General features: G+C 70.8%; 14 protein-coding genes and 1 pseudogene. 11 read left to right on the top strand and 4 right to left on the bottom strand.

Annotated features, from left to right (window positions below):
- Positions 1-10: 10 nt before the first annotated feature.
- Entirely contained in the window at positions 11-160 is a 150-nt protein-coding gene (locus AC07DU_RS06960) for a hypothetical protein (RefSeq protein WP_469151420.1), read from the bottom strand.
- 4 nt (positions 161-164) lie between these two features.
- Positions 165-761: a hypothetical protein gene (locus tag AC07DU_RS06955; protein ID WP_479110031.1), complete on the bottom strand. Its 597-nt coding sequence runs from the start codon at positions 759-761 to the stop codon at positions 165-167.
- An 84-nt stretch (positions 762-845) separates the two neighbouring features.
- Between AC07DU_RS06955 and AC07DU_RS06950 the strand changes: the two are divergent.
- Both AC07DU_RS06950 and AC07DU_RS06945 read left to right on the top strand, forming a co-directional pair.
- A pseudogene (locus AC07DU_RS06950) lies at positions 846-1,202 on the top strand (UTRA domain-containing protein); the annotation flags it as partial.
- Positions 1,199-1,783, top strand: a complete 585-nt coding sequence (locus AC07DU_RS06945) for a GNAT family N-acetyltransferase (RefSeq protein ID WP_479110029.1) — start codon at positions 1,199-1,201, stop codon at positions 1,781-1,783. The pseudogene AC07DU_RS06950 and the gene AC07DU_RS06945, both read left to right, overlap by 4 nt.
- On the opposite strand, the gene AC07DU_RS06940 is transcribed toward AC07DU_RS06945, so the two are convergent.
- Both AC07DU_RS06940 and AC07DU_RS06935 read right to left on the bottom strand, forming a co-directional pair.
- Complete coding sequence (locus AC07DU_RS06940; RefSeq protein WP_479110027.1) at positions 1,777-2,310, bottom strand: hypothetical protein; 534 nt, start codon at positions 2,308-2,310, stop codon at positions 1,777-1,779. The genes AC07DU_RS06945 and AC07DU_RS06940 overlap by 7 nt on opposite strands.
- Positions 2,311-3,407: 1,097 nt before the next feature.
- The gene (locus tag AC07DU_RS06935) at positions 3,408-5,177 is read right to left on the bottom strand and encodes a dolichyl-phosphate-mannose--protein mannosyltransferase (protein WP_479110025.1); all 1,770 of its coding nucleotides are present in this window, start codon (positions 5,175-5,177) and stop codon (positions 3,408-3,410) included.
- Positions 5,178-5,419: 242 nt separating this feature from the next.
- Between AC07DU_RS06935 and rsmI the strand changes: the two genes are divergently transcribed.
- The 9 genes from rsmI (at position 5,420) to AC07DU_RS06890 (ending at position 16,907) form a co-directional block, all read left to right on the top strand.
- Positions 5,420-6,277: a 16S rRNA (cytidine(1402)-2'-O)-methyltransferase gene (rsmI, locus tag AC07DU_RS06930; RefSeq protein WP_479029036.1), complete on the top strand. Its 858-nt coding sequence runs from the start codon at positions 5,420-5,422 to the stop codon at positions 6,275-6,277.
- Between the two features lie 159 nt (positions 6,278-6,436).
- Complete coding sequence (locus AC07DU_RS06925) at positions 6,437-7,009, top strand: hypothetical protein (RefSeq protein ID WP_479028480.1); 573 nt, start codon at positions 6,437-6,439, stop codon at positions 7,007-7,009.
- Positions 7,010-7,019: 10 nt separating this feature from the next.
- Positions 7,020-7,901: a TatD family hydrolase gene (locus AC07DU_RS06920; RefSeq protein ID WP_479110023.1), complete on the top strand. Its 882-nt coding sequence runs from the start codon at positions 7,020-7,022 to the stop codon at positions 7,899-7,901.
- Positions 7,902-8,188: 287 nt separating this feature from the next.
- Positions 8,189-9,499 carry a ubiquitin-like domain-containing protein gene (locus tag AC07DU_RS06915; RefSeq protein ID WP_479110421.1) on the top strand — a complete coding sequence of 437 codons (1,311 nt, stop codon included), beginning with the start codon at positions 8,189-8,191 and terminating at the stop codon, positions 9,497-9,499.
- Positions 9,496-10,398: a 16S rRNA (adenine(1518)-N(6)/adenine(1519)-N(6))-dimethyltransferase RsmA gene (gene rsmA / locus AC07DU_RS06910; protein WP_479110021.1), complete on the top strand. Its 903-nt coding sequence runs from the start codon at positions 9,496-9,498 to the stop codon at positions 10,396-10,398. Before AC07DU_RS06915 ends, rsmA begins: the two co-directional genes overlap by 4 nt.
- Positions 10,395-11,291 carry a 4-(cytidine 5'-diphospho)-2-C-methyl-D-erythritol kinase gene (locus AC07DU_RS06905; protein ID WP_479110019.1) on the top strand — a complete coding sequence of 299 codons (897 nt, stop codon included), beginning with the start codon at positions 10,395-10,397 and terminating at the stop codon, positions 11,289-11,291. Before rsmA ends, AC07DU_RS06905 begins: the two co-directional genes overlap by 4 nt.
- 210 nt (positions 11,292-11,501) lie before the next feature.
- On the top strand, positions 11,502-13,307 hold the full coding sequence (locus tag AC07DU_RS06900; protein ID WP_360891436.1) for an ABC-F family ATP-binding cassette domain-containing protein: 1,806 nt from the start codon (positions 11,502-11,504) through the stop codon (positions 13,305-13,307).
- A gap of 136 nt (positions 13,308-13,443) precedes the next feature.
- On the top strand, positions 13,444-15,108 hold the full coding sequence (locus AC07DU_RS06895; protein ID WP_479110017.1) for an outer membrane protein assembly factor BamB family protein: 1,665 nt from the start codon (positions 13,444-13,446) through the stop codon (positions 15,106-15,108).
- Between the two features lie 41 nt (positions 15,109-15,149).
- The gene (locus AC07DU_RS06890) at positions 15,150-16,907 is read left to right on the top strand and encodes an outer membrane protein assembly factor BamB family protein (RefSeq protein WP_479110015.1); all 1,758 of its coding nucleotides are present in this window, start codon (positions 15,150-15,152) and stop codon (positions 16,905-16,907) included.
- Positions 16,908-16,994 lie beyond the last annotated feature (87 nt).

Here is a 16,994-nt window from a genome sequence, read left to right as displayed (position 1 = left end):
GTCGTGCCTGCTAGACCCAGGTGTCCAGCCACATGCGGCCGCGCCAGGAGTCCATCGGGAGGGTCTGGCCCGTGTAGATCGGCCAGAAGTAGATGAAGTCGCTCGGCCCAGTCAGTTCGAGCCTCTGGCCAGCACGTTTTCCGCTAGGGGGTGCCTGCATGGGCCTACTGGGCCGTCTCTGGGCCGTGATCATGGGCTGTCGGCTCGGCTAGCGTCTGCCGGACGGCTGAAGTGAAGGCGCGCGTGGCCCGCGTGGCCTCGGTTGCCTCCTCTCCGGCAATCCCGTCCCTTATGGCCTGTACGGCGTTGGGGTCGCCGCTCTCGACGACCATGGACCAGGCGATTGTGTGGCCGATGGTCCGGGCCCTGTCGCGGATTAGGTCCTGAGCCTTGTCGATCAGGTCATCGGGCCCCCACAACGTCGCTCTGGAAACAGTTGTGGCCAAGTGCGTGAGCTGACGCTTGATGCTGCTCACGGCATCGTTGGTTAGCGGAGTCCCCTTGATCAGCTCCATGGTGCAATCGTCGAGCGCGACAGTGACGGCGAGGTCCGCCTCCATGATGGCGCTGTACGCCTGGCGCCGCTGTTCTCGTACCCAATGGCGGTGCTCAGCCGTCGATTGTCGGTCCACCTGAGTCCGCGCCGCTTCGATGGTCTTCTGTGCGCCAATTCTGGCTCCGTAGGCGGTGGCGAGCCCGCCGATGCCCGCCCCGAGGAGCCCCACTATGCCGGCGGCGACCGCGGCCATTCCCTGGTCCATCACATCAGTTTCCCCTGCTGCGTGATGCACAGTCAGGCGAACCGGTCGAATGGGGGCTCCCTCACTCGCCCGGATTCCGCTAGTTTCGTGGACGACGTGCCGTGGTCCACTCAGGCGACGTACTACCCCGACTGGCTTGTGAAGGAGGCGCCTCGCCTTGCTGAGCCCGGGGATATCGCGGAGGGCACGACCCGCTACCTGGCGGCCGCTGGGATTGAGCAGGTCGGCTACTTCGACGAGATCGCCACGCGCATGCCGACTCCTGATGAGTCGCGACTCCTGGACGTGAGCGCCGGCGTGCCGGTGCTGCTCTGGACCCGCACGGGATACGCGGGTGACAAGGTCATCCGGTGCACGATCACCACGTTCCGTGGAGACCTCAACCGCATGAACTACGAGATCGGCGAGCTCCCCGACCGACTTGAGGGGGAGCGCCCGTGATCATCGAGACTGCAACTCCTGACGACCTCGCCAAGCTGCTCGCCTTCCGCGAGGAGGCGGCGGCCTGGCTGAGTGAACTCGGCTCAGACCAGTGGCGTCGCCCGTACCCGGCAGATCGCCTGCTGGCCACCATCGAGGCCGGGACGGTCTTCATGGTCCGTGATGGCGGGACGACCGCAGCGACCATCACCCTCACGCCCGAGGCGGAGGACGGCCTTTGGCTGAGCGAGGAACTTGCCGAGCCGTCGCTCTTCGTGAACAAGCTGACGGTTGCCAGGACACATGCCGGACAGGACCTTGGCGGGCGGATGCTCGATTGGGCCGTTGACCGGGCGTATCGGTCGGGTGCCTCGTGGCTCCGCCTCGACGCATGGACGACGAACGAGGAGCTGCAGCGCTATTACCTCCGCCACGGCTTTAAGCACGTCCGCACCGTGACGGAGGGTGGAGCGGTGAATGGCGGACCGCGCGTCTCAGGGTGGCTGGCTCAGCGGGTGGCTAGGCCTGACATGGGCCACAATCTATTGGACAAGGCTCCCGATCCGGCGCCACTTTCGGGGTCCAACTCCGCCGATCATTGAGATTCGAAAGGTCTTGGACCTACGATTGGCTCCCCGATTCGCCGCATCAGAAGTGTGAATTTTTCCTTCTCTTCTGTCGCGATAGTGCCGCTGCCTAGATACCTGTACGCGTAAGTCATGCTCCCTCTGCGGAGAGCTTCTTTGAGTATGACTCCGGCCTGATCTTCGCGTCCGGCGCGTTCGATTTCGAGGGCAAGGTCCACCCCCTGGAAGTCAGTATGTGGGTGGATCCAATGATGCACTGCAGGCGTCGCAATATCAGAACGGCCGACCTCCGCCAAGGCCATCGCGACTGCCGCTAGTTTCTGGGTTTCAATTTCGCGACGGACTCTGTTGTCTTCGAACACCCAAGGCGATATCCCCAGCTCGAAAATGGAAACGTACAGGGATGCTATCTCGGCTGCGTCGGGTCGATCCATGAAAGCATGCACGATCGATATGACATCTCCGGTCTGCCCAGTTGCGTCCATGAGTCTGATCAGCTCAACGTTCTCGGCGACCGATCGCACCTTGGCGAACGTGGTCAATATGTCATCACCACCCCAATGGTGAGATCCCGTCAGGCGCATTTCCGCGATTAGAGACGGAACATTGTTGGGGCTGAATGTCTCGCCAAGTGAGTCTCGCAGTGCTTTCCGGAAGGCCACCCATTGACGTCGAGATAGCTCGTCGAGAACCGACAATACGAATTCAGGTTTGGCGTTAGTGCAGATTCTAATTAGCGATTCGGGGGACCCTGTGGAGCCTGCCAGGTGCAAAGCTTCGTTTAAGGACGTGGGTGCTTTGGTTGGCGATAGAGTGGGCGATGCGGCTTCTTGCGCCTGAAACCATAGGCTCCTTAGGCGTGCACTCTCTTCCGCTGGGTTGGCGCCATCTAGTCCCAGGGATGTGAAATATCGGACCAGGGTGTCTAGTTGCATCGGGGTCGGATTCGTCTTGCCGCTTAGTATTTTTGAAATGAGATTTCTGTTTACTGTTGCGTCGAAATTGTCGCTGTCCGTGATTTCGTCGCTAATCTTGCGGAGTCCGGGATACCCGGCGAGCCGATACAACGTATGGAGCTCCGTGAGTAGCTCACGGTGGGGGCCGCGTGGCACGGCATCCTCCGTCGGCATGCCTACCCCCCTCGCCCCGCGTGGCGGCATGACGGTCCTCCCCAGTTCTGAGTGTCACGAAGTGGCACTGACTGTCCCGAAGTGGCAAGCCTAGAACGAGTGCGTGGGGCTGAACAGGCCTTTTGCGCGTAGCGGTTGAGCGAGTGGCCCAGACCTGCAATGTGCTCCTGGGGTCGGTGCCCAATGGATGTACGAGCTCGGATTGCAGCTCGTCGGGGCAACTACTCACCTGCAAGGGGTCGCACGTGGCCAAGCGAAGGAACAGCGAGCGCAGCCTGACTCGAGGCAAGATCGGAGCATGGGAGGTGCTCCTTGCCGCTCTAGGAGGGGTCTGCTCCGGTCTAGTTCGAGGTCTGCTCGACCAGTTGGGGTGACAGCTCCACAAGGGACTGTCTGGGCAGTTGGGCCGTCTGTGGGCCGTCGAGGGGCGGCCCAGGACGGCCAGCGACCACCGCTAACAACCACGACGGGCCCGGCACCATCAGGTGCCGGGCCCGTCGTTTCGCCTGCTAGACCCAGGTGTCCAGCCACATGCGGCCGCGCCAGGAGTCCATCGGGAGGGTCTGGCCCGTGTAGATCGGCCAGAAGTAGATGAAGTTCCACACGATCAGCAGGACCACGACGCCCGCACCGATCGCGCCCAGGGCCCGTCTGCGTTCCGAGGAGCCGGCCGGGCCCAGGAGGGCGCCGATCATCATCGCCACCGCCAGGCACAGGTACGGGACGAAGACCACCGCGTAGAAGTAGAAGATCGTCCGCTCCTGGTAGTTGAACCAGGGCAGCAGACCCGCCGCCAGCGCGCACGCGATCGCGCCCGCCCGCCAGTCGCGGCGGAAGAACCACCGCCACAGCACGTACAGCAGCGCGAAACAGCCCGCCCACCACAGCAGCGGGGTGCCCAGCGCCAGCACCTCGCGGGCGCACTTGCCCGTCTCGGTCGCCGGGCAACCGTCGGTGCCCGGCGCGGGCGACTCGTAGAAGTAGGAGACGGGCCGGCCCAGGACCAGCCAGCTCCACGGGTTCGACTCGTAGGTGTGGCCCGAGGTCAGCCCCACGTGGAACTTGTAGACCTCGGTCTCGTAGTGCCACAGGCTGCGCAGCCACTCCGGCAGGAACGACAGCGCGCTGCCCTGGTCGTGCTTGGCCGCCCAGTCGCGCAGGTAGCCGCCCTTGCCGTTGTCCGGGCTGAGGATCCACCCCGACCACGAGGCCAGGTACGTCACGATCGCGACCGGGACCGTGGACACGAAGGCGGGCAGGGCGTCACGGCGCAGCATCGCCGCGTACGGGGCGCCCGCGCCCGCGGTGCGGCGTGCGGCCGCGTCCCACAGCACGGTGAGGACCCCGAAGAAGGCCAGGACGACGAAGCCGTTCCACTTCGTGCCCGCGGCCAGGCCCAGGCACACACCCGCCAGGATCCGGTACGGCCGCCAGCCCAGCCGCAGCGTCTCGGCGATCTTCACGTCGGGCCGCGTCCGGCCCTCCTCGTCCACCGGCAGGGCGTCGGCGAGCCGGGCCCGGGTCCGGTCCCGGTCGATGAGCAGCGCCCCGAACGCGGCGAGCACGAAGAACATCAGCACCAGGTCGAGCAGCGCGGTGCGGCTCATCACCAGGTGCAGGCCGTCCACGGCGAGCAACGCCCCCGCCAGGCAGCCGAGGAAGGTGGAGCGGAACAGGCGGCGCCCGATCCGGCACAGCATCAGCACCGACAGGGTGCCGAGCACGGCGGTCATGAACCGCCAGCCGAAGGGCGTGAAACCGAACATCCACTCGCCGAGCCCGATGACCCACTTGCCGACGGGCGGGTGCACGACGTAGCCCGGGTCCACCGGCAGCGGGACCCCGTCCGGGTTGGCGAGGATCGACTTGTCGATGTCCTTGGGCCAGCTCGCCTCGTAGCCCTGCTTGACCGTGGCCCAGGCGTCCTTCGCGTAATACGTCTCGTCGAATATCACCGCCTTCGGGCTGCCCAGGTGCACGAACCGCAGCACGCCGGCGACCAGTGCCACCAGCAGCGGCCCCACCCACGACAGGACGGCCTGCCAGATCCCCCATGTCGGCGCGGGCAGGCCGAAGGTCATCCAGAGCTGCCGGGACGGCTTGGCGTACGGGGGCACCAGGCGGGTACGGACGTCCGCGCGCGGCGAGGTGCCGACGCCCGGCACGTAGCCGAAGGCGCGCAGGCGGCGCAGCCAGACGGGCGGCTCATCATCGCGTCCCGCCGGTGAGGCGGGCGGGGCCCCCGCGGGGCTGGGCGGCGGCGTCGCGGTACTGGTCACCGGCACATCGTAGGGAAGAGATCCGGGTGCGCCCCAGACCGGGCCTGACGGGGGGCCCCGGGTCGCGGGGCTGAGAGGATGGGCGGGTGACCACTGACCAGCCCCGCGGTACCGAATCCACGCCGACCGCCGCACCGGCCGCAGCCCCGGCCGCCGCCCCAGCCAACGCAACGACCGCAGGCACGAGCTCAGCCACGACCGCAGGCACGAGCTCAGCCACGACCGCAGCCACGGCCGCAGGCCTGACGGGCACGCTCGTCCTTGCCGGCACGCCCATCGGCGACCTCTCCGACGCCCCGCCGCGCCTCGCGGCGGAACTGGAGCGGGCCGACGTGGTCGCCGCCGAGGACACCCGACGGCTGCGCCGGCTGACCCAGGGGCTCGGCGTGCACACCACCGGGCGCGTCGTGTCGTACTTCGAGGGCAACGAGTCCGCGCGCACCCCCGAGCTGGTCGAAGCGCTCCAGGACGGCAAGCGCGTCCTGCTGGTGACCGACGCCGGCATGCCCTCGGTCTCCGACCCCGGCTACCGGCTGGTCGCCGCTGCCGTGGAGCAGGACATCAAGGTCACCGCCGTCCCCGGGCCCTCCGCGGTGCTCACCGCGCTCGCGCTGTCCGGGCTGCCCGTGGACCGGTTCTGCTTCGAGGGGTTCCTGCCGCGCAAGGCGGGCGAGCGCCTCGGCCGGCTGCGCGAGGTCGAAGCGGAACGGCGCACGCTCGTCTACTTCGAGGCCCCGCACCGGCTCGACGCCACCCTGGCCGCGATGGCCGAGGTCTTCGGCGCCGACCGTCGCGCCGCGGTGTGCCGCGAACTGACCAAGACCTACGAGGAGGTCAAGCGCGGCGGCCTCGGCGAGCTCGCCGCCTGGGCCGCCGAAGGCGTGCGCGGGGAGATCACCGTCGTCGTGGAGGGCGCGCCCCCCGCCGGGCCCGGCGATGTGGACGACGAGGAGCTCGTGCGCCGCGTACGGGTCCGCGAGGAGGCCGGCGAGCGGCGCAAGGAGGCCATCGCGGCCGTCGCGGCCGAGGCCGGGGTACCCAAGCGCGACGTGTTCGACGCGGTGGTCGCGGCAAAGAATGCGGCACAAAAGGTGCCGTAAGTCGGTAAAGGACTAACCTGAAAGGCAAAGCTCAGACCGCGCACCGGGCGCTTTGGGCATGACTCGCTCAAGGACCGTCCAACACTGGACAGGGCCTGATGCGCTCCCGCCCGAAGAGGCGTCCACTGGCAATGCACCAGTGGAACAAGAGGAGCTGGCATGAGTGAGATCGCAGACACCCCCGCATCCGCAGCCGCGCCCGCCGTGGTCACGCCCGCCGCAGTCCCCACCACCCGCTACGCGGCCGACGTGCACACCGTGCACGAGGCGTACTCCTTCGCCTGCATGAAGTGCGGGTACGGCTGGGAGCAGGACTACGCGATAGAACACCACGTCGACGGCAAGGGCGAGCCGTTCATCATGTACAAGGTCAACGCCGAGCGGGTGCCCTCCCCCCTGTCCAACCCCACCTGCCTGAACTGCGGCGGACACGTCGTCCGCATCATGCGGGCCGGCCAAGTCTCCTCGGTGCGCGGCATGCTCGACCAGCTCTACCACCACCCCGGGATCGCCCCGGGCATCGCCGGACCCGTACCGGCCACCGGCGCGGGCAACGACAGGGAACGCGAGCGCCGTCGCCGGCGCGGGCACACCGGCTCCCTCGCGGCGGGCGCGCCCGGCGCGCCGGGAGCCCTGCCGCACGACGCCCCCGGACCCGTCCACGTGACGGCGGCCGACGAGCGGCGCGAAGGCCCCCTGGCCCGTCTGTGGGCGCGGCTGCGCCGGTCATAAGATCGGCCGCATGAGCTCTTCCACCGCGTCCAAGGACGCACCGCCGCCGCTGCCCGCGCCCCTCCGGGTGGCGGTGGCCGATTCGCACACCCACCTGGACATGCAGTCCGGCACCGTCGAGGAGGGCCTCGCCAAGGCCGCCTCGGTGGGCGTCACCACCGTCGTCCAGGTGGGCTGCGACGTGAAGGGCTCCCGCTGGGCCGCCGAGACCGCCGCCGCCTACGACAACGTCCACGCCGCCGTGGCCCTCCACCCGAACGAAGCCCCCCGGATCGTGTACGGGGATCCTGACGGCTGGTCCCGCCAGGGAGCCAGGACCGGCGGCGGCGAAGCCGCGCTGGACGAGGCGCTGGCCGAGATCGAGGCGCTCGCCGCCCTCGCCCACGTGAAGGCGGTCGGTGAGACCGGACTGGACTACTTCCGCACCGGGCCGGAGGGAACGGCCGCGCAGGAACGCTCCTTCCGTGCCCACATCGAGATCGCCAAGCGACAGGACAAGGCCCTCGTCATCCACGACCGCGACGCCCACGCGGACGTACTGCGGATCCTGCGCGAGGAGGGCGCGCCCGAGCGGACCGTCTTCCACTGCTACTCCGGGGACGCCGACATGGGCCGGGAGTGCGCCGCCGCCGGCTATTACATGTCCTTCGCCGGAACCGTCACCTTCAAGAACGCGGCGCCCCTGCGCGAGGCCCTGGCCGTGGCCCCGCTGGAGCTCGTCCTGGTCGAGACGGACGCCCCCTACCTCACCCCCGCGCCGTACCGCGGACGGCCCAACGCCCCGTACCTCATTCCGTTGACGGTCAGGGCCATGGCGGCCGTGCGCGGCCTCGACGAGGACGCCATGGCCACCGCGCTGGCCGCCAACACCGCCCGCGCCTTCGCCTACTGATCCCGCCCTCGGCCTCGCCTGATCGCGACGCTGAGTGTTCGAACGACTTTGGAGAGTGACGATTCCTCCGCTAAGGTGCCGTGGCCCAGCCGGGCCGGTGCCGGATCACCAGTGGAGCGAGCGTCGTGAGCGATACGCAGGGCAGTCACCGCCGTGGTGGTCCCGCCCCGGAGGCGTACGAGGATCCCGGCGCCCCGGAACCGGGGGTACCGGCCCCGCGCCGGACGGGGCGCCGCCGCGCAAGGGGCGGCCAGCCGGCGCAGTGGCCCGACCCCCAGGCCCCCACCGTGACCGCCGTGCCGGTCGGGGCCGCGGGGGACGCGGGAGCCGTGGGGATCCCGGGCGCCGGATCGGGCCGCCGCAGGGCCGCCCCGCCCGCCGCCCCGCCCCCGGCCCCCTCCCACGGCCCTGCACCGGTCCCGGTCCCGGCCCCGCCACCGTCGCTCTCGCCGGTCCCCGGCCCGGGCAGCGGCAGACGCCGCCGCGCCGCCCCCGCCCCGCCCCCCGGCGGGACCTGGCGGCGGATCGTGCCGCAAGCCCTGGTCGTCGCCTTCCTCGCCGGGGGCACCACCGCGTTCGTCGCCGCCGACAAGGCGGTCCGCCTCACCGTGGACGGGGTCCCGAGGAACCTCCACACCTTCGCCGAGGACATCGACGAGCTGCTCGCCGCCGAAGGCCTCGGCGTCGGCCCCCACGACCTCGTCGCCCCCGCCCCCGGCGAGCCCCTCGAAGACGGCGAGGAGGTCGTCGTCCGCTACGGCCGCCCCCTGCGGCTGACCCTCGACGGACAGCAGCGCCAGGTGTGGACCACCGCCCGCACCGTCGAGGGGGCCCTGCGCCAGTTCGGCATCCGCGCCGAGGGCGCCTACCTCTCCGCCCCCCGCGCCGCCGCCGTCCCCCGCGACGGCATGGCCCTGAGCGTCCGCACCGAACGCAGCATCACCTTCATGGCCGACGGCAGCGAACGCACCATCCGCACCAACGCCGCCACCGTCCAGGAGGCCCTCGACCAGGCCGGCATCACCCTGCGGGGCGAGGACACCACCTCCGTGCCCCCCACCGCCTTCCCCCGCGACGGCCAGGCCGTCACCGTGCTGCGCATCACCGGCACCCGCGAGGTCCGCGAGGAGCGCATCCCGTACACGACCGAGCGGGTCGAGGACCCCGGCCTGTTCGCCGGGACCGAGATCGTCGAACGCACCGGCCGCCCCGGCGCGCGCAGGGTCACGTACAGCCTGCGCACCGTCAACGGGGTCCCGCAAAAGCCCCGCCCGGTCGCCGACGAGGTGGTCCGCGAGCCCGTCACCCAGGTCGTCAAGGTCGGCACCAAACCCCTGCCGAGCTCCGTCGCAGGCGCCGACGGCCTCAACTGGAGCGCCCTCGCCCAGTGCGAGTCCGGCGGCCGCCCCGCCGCCACCGACCCCTCGGGCACCTACGGCGGCCTCTACCAGTTCGACGTCCGCACCTGGCACGCCCTCGGCGGCAGCGGCCGCCCCCAGGACGCGTCGGGCGCGGAACAGACGTACCGGGCGAAGAAGCTCTACGTGCAACGGGGGGCGAGTCCGTGGCCCCACTGCGGCCGTACGCTTACCCGGTGAGCACCGCAGAGCAGCAGCCCAACGAGACCCCTTCTGACGCCCTACTCGGACCGGCCGAGATCCGGGAGCTGGCCGCCGTACTCGGCGTGAAGCCGACGAAGCAGAAGGGGCAGAACTTCGTCATCGACGCCAACACGGTGCGCCGGATCGTGCGCACCGCGGGGGTGCGGCCCGACGACGTGGTCGTCGAGGTCGGGCCGGGACTGGGCTCGCTGACGCTGGCGCTGCTGGAAGCCGCGGACCGGGTCGTCGCCGTGGAGATCGACGACATCCTGGCGGCCGCGCTGCCCGCCACCATCGAGGCCCGGATGCCCGCGCGCAAGGACCGCTTCGCGCTGGTCCACTCCGACGCGATGCTGGTGACGGAGCTGCCCGGTCCGGCGCCGACCGCGCTCGTCGCGAACCTGCCGTACAACGTGGCCGTTCCCGTGCTGCTGACCATGCTGGACCGCTTCCCCAGCATCGAGCGCACCCTGGTGATGGTGCAGGCGGAGGTCGCCGACCGGCTGGCCGCCGAGCCCGGCAACAAGGTGTACGGGGTGCCCTCGGTCAAGGCCAACTGGTACGCGGACGTCAAGCGTGCCGGGGCCATCGGCCGCAAGGTGTTCTGGCCCGCCCCGAACGTCGACTCCGGCCTCGTCTCGCTGGTGCGCCGCGCGGAGCCGATCAAGACCACCGCCTCGAAGGCCGAGGTGTTCGCGGTCGTGGACGCGGCGTTCGCGCAGCGCCGCAAGACGCTGCGCGCCGCACTGGCCGGCTGGGCCGGTTCGGCGGCGGGCGCGGAGGCGGCGCTGGTCGCCGCGGGCGTCTCCCCGCAGGCGCGCGGGGAGTCGCTGACGGTGGAGCAGTTCGCCGCGATCGCCGAGCACAAGCCCGCCGCGCAGGAGCCCGCGCTGTGAGCGTGACCGTACGAGTCCCCGCGAAGGTCAACGTGCAGCTGGCGGTGGGCGCGGCCCGCCCCGACGGCTTCCACGACCTCGCCAACGTCTTCCTCGCCGTCTCCCTGTACGACGAGGTCACGGCGACGCCGGCCGACGAGCTGACCGTGACCTGCACCGGCCCCGACGCCGACAAGGTCCCCCTGGACCGGACGAACCTCGCCGCGCGGGCCGCCGAGATCCTGGCCGGACGGGCCGGTCTGGCGCCCGCGGTCCACCTCCACATCGCGAAGAACATCCCGGTGGCGGGCGGTATGGCGGGCGGCAGCGCGGACGGTGCGGCGGCCCTGCTGGCCTGCGACACCCTGTGGGGGCTGGACACCCCGCGCGCCGAGCTGCTGGAGATCTGCGCGGAGCTCGGCAGCGACGTCCCCTTCAGCCTGGTCGGCGGGGCAGCGCTGGGCACCGGCCGGGGCGAGCTGCTGGCCCCCGTGGAGGCCGGCGGCTTCCACTGGGTGTTCGCGGTGGCCGACGGCGGCCTGTCCACGCCGGCGGTGTTCCGCGAGTTCGACCGCCTCACGGCGGGTACGACGGTGCCGGCCCCCGAGGCCTCCCCGGAGCTGCTCGCCGCCCTGGCCTCCGGCGACCCGGACCGGCTGGCCGCCCGTCTGGCGAACGACCTCCAGCCGGCCGCCCTGTCGCTGCGCCCTGAGCTGGCGCGGACCCTGGCGGCGGGCACGGACGCCGGGGCGCTGGCCGCGCTGGTCTCGGGCTCGGGGCCGACGACGGCGTTCCTGGTACGGGACGAGGAATCGGCGCGGAAGGTGGCGGCGGCGCTCGACGCCTCCGGCACGTGCCGGGCCACCCGCGTGGCGGCCGCGCCGGCGCCGGGCGCCACGGTCCTGCCGTCCTGACCCCGCGGGCCGCGTCCCGGGGCTCCGCCCCCGGACCCCGCAGCTCACACGCCCGCCGGGCCGGTTTCGGCGGGCGTACGCAGAGCGCACGCGCGGACCCGCGCCCCGTTCGTGAAACGGTCCGGCGCCGCCCGGCGCGTTAGGCTGAGGGGCTGATCCACACCTTCTCCCGGACGCGTGTCCGGGGGTACCCCACCTGGAGCGCGTCTGATGGCGGTCAATCTGGTCAATGTCGAGGCAGTCAGCAAGGTGTACGGCACACGTACCCTGCTGGACGGCATCTCCCTCGGCGTGTCCGAGGGGGACCGCATCGGCGTCGTCGGCCGCAACGGCGACGGCAAGACCACCCTCATCCGGATGCTCGCCAAGCTGGAGGAGCCCGACACCGGCCGCGTCACGCAGTCCGGCGGCCTGCGCATGGGCGTCCTCACCCAGCACGACTCCCTCGATCCCGCGGCCACCATCCGCCACGAGATCATCCGGGACATGGCCGACCACGAGTGGGCCGGCAACGCCAAGATCCGCGACGTCCTGACCGGGCTGTTCGGCGGACTCGACCTGCCCGGCTTCGGCGAGGGCCTCGACACGGTCATCGGCCCGCTCTCCGGCGGCGAGCGCCGCCGCATCGCGCTCGCCAAGCTGCTCATCGCCGACCAGGACCTCCTGATCCTCGACGAGCCCACCAACCACCTCGACGTCGAGGGCATCTCCTGGCTGGCCGCGCACCTCCAGGAGCGCCGCTCCGCGCTCGTCTGCGTGACCCACGACCGCTGGTTCCTCGACCAGGTCTGCACCCGCATGTGGGACGTGCAGCGCGGCGACGTGCACGAGTACGAGGGCGGCTACAGCGACTACGTCTTCGCCCGCGCCGAGCGCGAGCGGATCGCCGCCACCGAGGAGTCCAAGCGGCAGAACCTGATGCGCAAGGAGCTGGCCTGGCTGCGCCGCGGCGCCCCCGCCCGGACGTCCAAGCCCCGCTACCGCATCGAGGCCGCCAACGAGCTCATCGCCGACGTGCCGCCGCCGCGCGACACGTCCGAGCTGATGCGGTTCGCCAACGCCCGCCTCGGCAAGACCGTCTTCGACCTTGAGGACGTCAGCGTCCACGCCGGCCCCAAGGAACTGCTCAAGCACCTCACCTGGCACCTGGGTCCCGGCGACCGCATCGGTCTCGTCGGTGTCAACGGCGCCGGCAAGACCTCCCTGCTGCGCGCCCTCGCCGAGGCGGCCCGCACCCAGGGCGAGGTGCAGCCCGCGGCCGGCAAGGTCACGGTCGGCAAGACCGTCAAGCTGGCCTACCTCTCCCAGGAGGTCGGTGAACTCGACCCCTCCCTGCGGGTCCTGGAGGCCGTCCAGCGGGTCCGCGACCGCGTCGACCTCGGCAAGGGCCGCGAGATGACGGCGGGCCAGCTGTGCGAGCAGTTCGGTTTCACCAAGGAGAAGCAGTGGACGCCGGTCGGCGACCTCTCCGGTGGTGAGCGGCGGCGGCTGCAGATCCTGCGCCTGCTGATGGACGAGCCCAACGTCCTCTTCCTCGACGAGCCCACCAACGACCTCGACATCGAGACGCTGACCCAGCTGGAGGACCTCCTCGACGGCTGGCCTGGCTCCATGATCGTGATCTCCCACGACCGCTTCTTCATCGAGCGCACCACCGACACGGTGATGGCCCTGCTCGGCGACGCGAGCCTGCGGATGCTGCCGCGCGGCCTGGACGAGTACCTGGAGCGCCGTCGGCGGATGATCGAGGCGGCCGCCCCGGCGCCCGCCCCGGCCGCGGCCGGGGCCGGGAAGTCCACGGCCTCCGGCGACTCGCGTGCCGCGAAGAAGGAGCTCCAGAAGATCGAGCGGCAGCTCAACAAGCTGTCCGACCGCGAGGGCAACCTGCACGCCCAGATCGCCGAGAACTCCACCGACTACGACAAGGTGGCCAAGCTCGACGCGGAACTGCGCGAACTCCTCGCGGACCGGGACGATTTGGAGATGCGCTGGCTGGAGCTGGCGGAAGAGGCGTAGCAACTGGCCGGATAACGGCGGCGTCACGGGCCGGTCCTCCCTTGGGAACAGGGGGCGGACCGGCCCGATGTATGTACGCCGTCAGTGATAGAAAGGTCATCCTCCACGCCCCCTCCGAAGCCGAAAGTGTGCGCTGATGACCGAGCCGCCCCAGCCGCCGAACCAGCCACCGCCGCCTTCCGGTTACGGGCACCTCCCCGGCCCGCCGCAGCCCGGTTACGGCTTCCCGCCGCAGGGCGAGAACCCGTACGCCCAGCAGCCCCCGGCCCCGGCCCCCTACGGGCAGCAGCCGCAGCAGCCGCCGTACGGCCAGCAGCCCCCGTACGCCCAGCAGCCGCCCACCGTCCAGCAGCAGCCCCCGCTCGGCGCGCCCGGCGGCCTGCCGCCGAAGAGGAAGCGGGCCGTGCTGATCGTCGCGTCGGTGGCGGCGGTCGTCCTCGCCGCGGGCGTGGGCTACGTCGCCTTCTTCAAGGGGGACGACGCCAAGGAGCCCGCCGCGCAGGCCTCCACGCCGGCCGGCCCCTCCGGCTCGCCCTCCGTGGACAAGGGCGACGGCAGTGGCAACGGCAGCGGCGACGGGGGCCAGCTGGGCGACCTCAACGCCGGCCGCAAGCAGGGCGAGGACAAGGTCCTGTGGCTCAAGACCGCCAAGATCGACGGGCCCGGTATGGGCGTCGAGGCGGCCGGCCAGTGGGTCGTCGGCGACACCGTGGTCAAGAGCGTCTGGAAGTCGCTCACCGGCTACGCGGTCACCGACGGCAAGGAGAAGTGGACCCTCCCGTTCCCTGCCGTGATCTGCTCCGTCAGCCGCCAGACCACCCCCGACGGGAAAGCGGTCGTCATGTACCGCGACGGCGAGGGCGAGAACGCCTCCTGCACCCAGCTGCGCGTGGTCGACCTCAAGACGGGCAAGGAGGTCTGGTCGAAGGAGGTGCCCAAGGAGGGCATCTTCGACATCTTCACCAGCCCCACCCTGGCCATGGCGGGCGACACCGTGACCGTCAGCCGCGGCGGCACCGCCAGCGCCTTCAAGATCAGTAACGGCGACAAGCTCTTCGGACACGCGCTCGGCGAGGGCTGCAACCCCGACTCCTACGAGACGGGCAACGGCAAGATGATCGCCCTCGCCACCTGCTCCGACGACGACGCCAGCGCCGAGGTGCAGGGCGTCGACCCGGTCACCGGTAAGAAGAACTGGGCCTTCCGGCTCCCCAAGAAATTCAAGGTCACCAGCATCTACTCGGTGGACCCGGTCGTCGTGGACGTCGGCAACGAGGCGACCAAGGAGCGTTCCATCCTGGTCCTGGGACCCGACGGGAAGCAGACCGCCACCCTCGTCGGCGCGGGCAACTTCGCCACGGGCTGCGGCGACACCGGCCTCTTCAAGGCCCTGACGACCTGCCCCTCGGCCGTCGTCGACGGAGGCACCCTCTACCTGCCCACCGCGGCCGCCGCCGGCGCCGCCAACGAGATCGTCGCCTTCGACCTGGCCACCGGCAAGGACAAGTGGCGCACCCCGGCAGGGGACAAGCGCACCCTCACGCCGGTCAAGGTCCTCAACGGACAGCTGATCGCCTACCGCAAGGCCGAGTCGGACCAGGGCGGCGAGGTCCTCGCGATCCCCGCCGACGGCGCCGCCCCCACCGCACTCCTGCGCCACCCGTCGGGCCCCGCCACCCCGATCGAGAGCTCCTTCCGCACCCCGAGGCTGGACTACGCGGACGGACGGTTCTTCATCTCCGTCTCCCGCCTGAACGCCCAGGGCAAGGACGAGAAGCTCCTCATGGTCTTCGGAAAGTGAACCCGCCCCACGACCGCCCCACCGAGAGGCAACAACACCCCATGAGTACCCCGCCGCCCCCCCACCAGCCGCCGTCCGGCGGCTTCGGAGCCCCGCAGGACCCCGGCCCCGCCCCGGCTGCGGGGAACACCGCACCCGGCGGGTTCGGCGCGCCCACGCCGCCGCCCCCGCAGGCCCCGCCCGGCCCGCCGGCGCCCCCGCAGCAGCCGCCGTCCGGGCAGCCCGCGTACGGCTACCCGCAGCCCGGGCCCGGTTACGGATACCCGCAGCAGCCCGGCAGCCCGCCGCCCTTCGGCGCGCCCGCCGGCCCGGCCGTGCCCGCCGCCCCGCCCGCCACCGCCGGTAACCACGACAAGCGCACCCAGCTGATGATCGTCGGCGCGGCCCTGCTGGCCATCGTCCTCATCGTCGCCGGCGGCCTCTGGTACGTCTCCGGCGACGGCAGCGGCGGCGGCGACGGCAGGAAGGACGGCGCGCAGAGCGACCCCAGCGCCTCCACGGGCGGCGACAAGCCCGGGACGTTCGTGCCCGGCACGGAGAAGGCACCCTCCAACCCCAAGTCGAAGGTCCTCTTCAAGCAGCCGAGCCCGGCGCCGGCCGAGGTCGTCAACGTCACCGGCTCCTGGATCACCGACTCCACCTACGTCAAGTCCGACGTGGCGAAGGTGGTCGGCTACAACCTGGTCGACGGCGGCAAGAAGTGGGAGCTGCCCTTCCCGGGCGAGCTCTGCGGCGCGACCCACCACATCAGCGAGAACAAGTCGGCGGTCCTCTTCCGGGCGGCCCAGCCCACGCCCGAGAACAAGTACCCGGCGTGCACCGAGGTCGGCGTCTTCGACCTGGAGAGCGGCAAGCTCGTCTGGTCCGGCAACGCCAAGAGCGCCAACGGCGGCGACAAGCCGGTGTCGTTCTCCGAGGTCACCATCAGCGGCAAGACCGTCGCCGCGGCCGGTGTCTCCGCGGGCGGCGCCGCCTGGAGCCTCGCCGACGGCAAGGCCCTGTGGCAGCCCAAGGTCGACGGCGAGAGCTGCCGCGACACCGGTTACGCGGGCGGTGAGGCCCTCGGCGTCATCCGCAAGTGCGGCCAGAGCGGCAACTACACCCTGCACGCGCAGATCCTGGACCCGACCACGGGCGCGCCCACCGCCTCGTACAAGCTCTCCCCGGGCATCGAGTACGCGCACATCGTCTCCACCAAGCCGCTGATCGTGGGGGCCGACGTCGGCGACAACGCGAAGGGCGGCAAGGGCGTCAGCGACCTCTTCGTCGTCGACCCCAAGGGCGAGCTGAAGGCGCGCATCCCGCTCGCCTCCGGCAACTTCGCCGCCAAGTGCGGGGCCACCGAAGTCGAGAAGTGCAACCACATGGTCGTCGGCAACGGCAAGATCTACGTGCCCTCCCAGGAGCACCAGGGCCAGTCGGGCAGCAGCCGCACCAACGAGCTGCTCTCCTTCGACCTGGAGACCGGCAAGCAGACCACCGACCGCGCCGACGCGGGCGAGCGGTACACGATCTTCCCGCTGCGCATGGACGGGTCGAACATCATCGCCTACAAGAACCCCCCGTACGACAAGGGCGGCCAGATCGTCAGCATCGACGCCAAGACGATGAAGGAAACCCTCCTCATGGAGAACCCGGCCGACAAGGAGACCCAGCGCGCCGAGACGGCCTTCTCGCCGGACTACAGCGAGTTCCGCTACCACAACGGCAAGCTGTTCATCTCCCGCACGAACGTCCGCAAGCCGTACTCGGACAAGGCCGACCCGGAGTTCCTCTTCGTCTCGTTCACCGCGAGCTGAGGCGTCCGGCTCCGCCGCGAAGCCCCCGAACGGTACCCACCGATCGGGGGGTTCTGCCCGTATCCCCCTCGCACCGTCGAACAACCG

The sequence above is a fragment of the Streptomyces sp. NPDC045695 genome (genome assembly GCF_056432025.1).
Note: the sequence above shows the minus strand (reverse complement) of the source record. Positions and strands in the feature narration are given on the sequence as shown.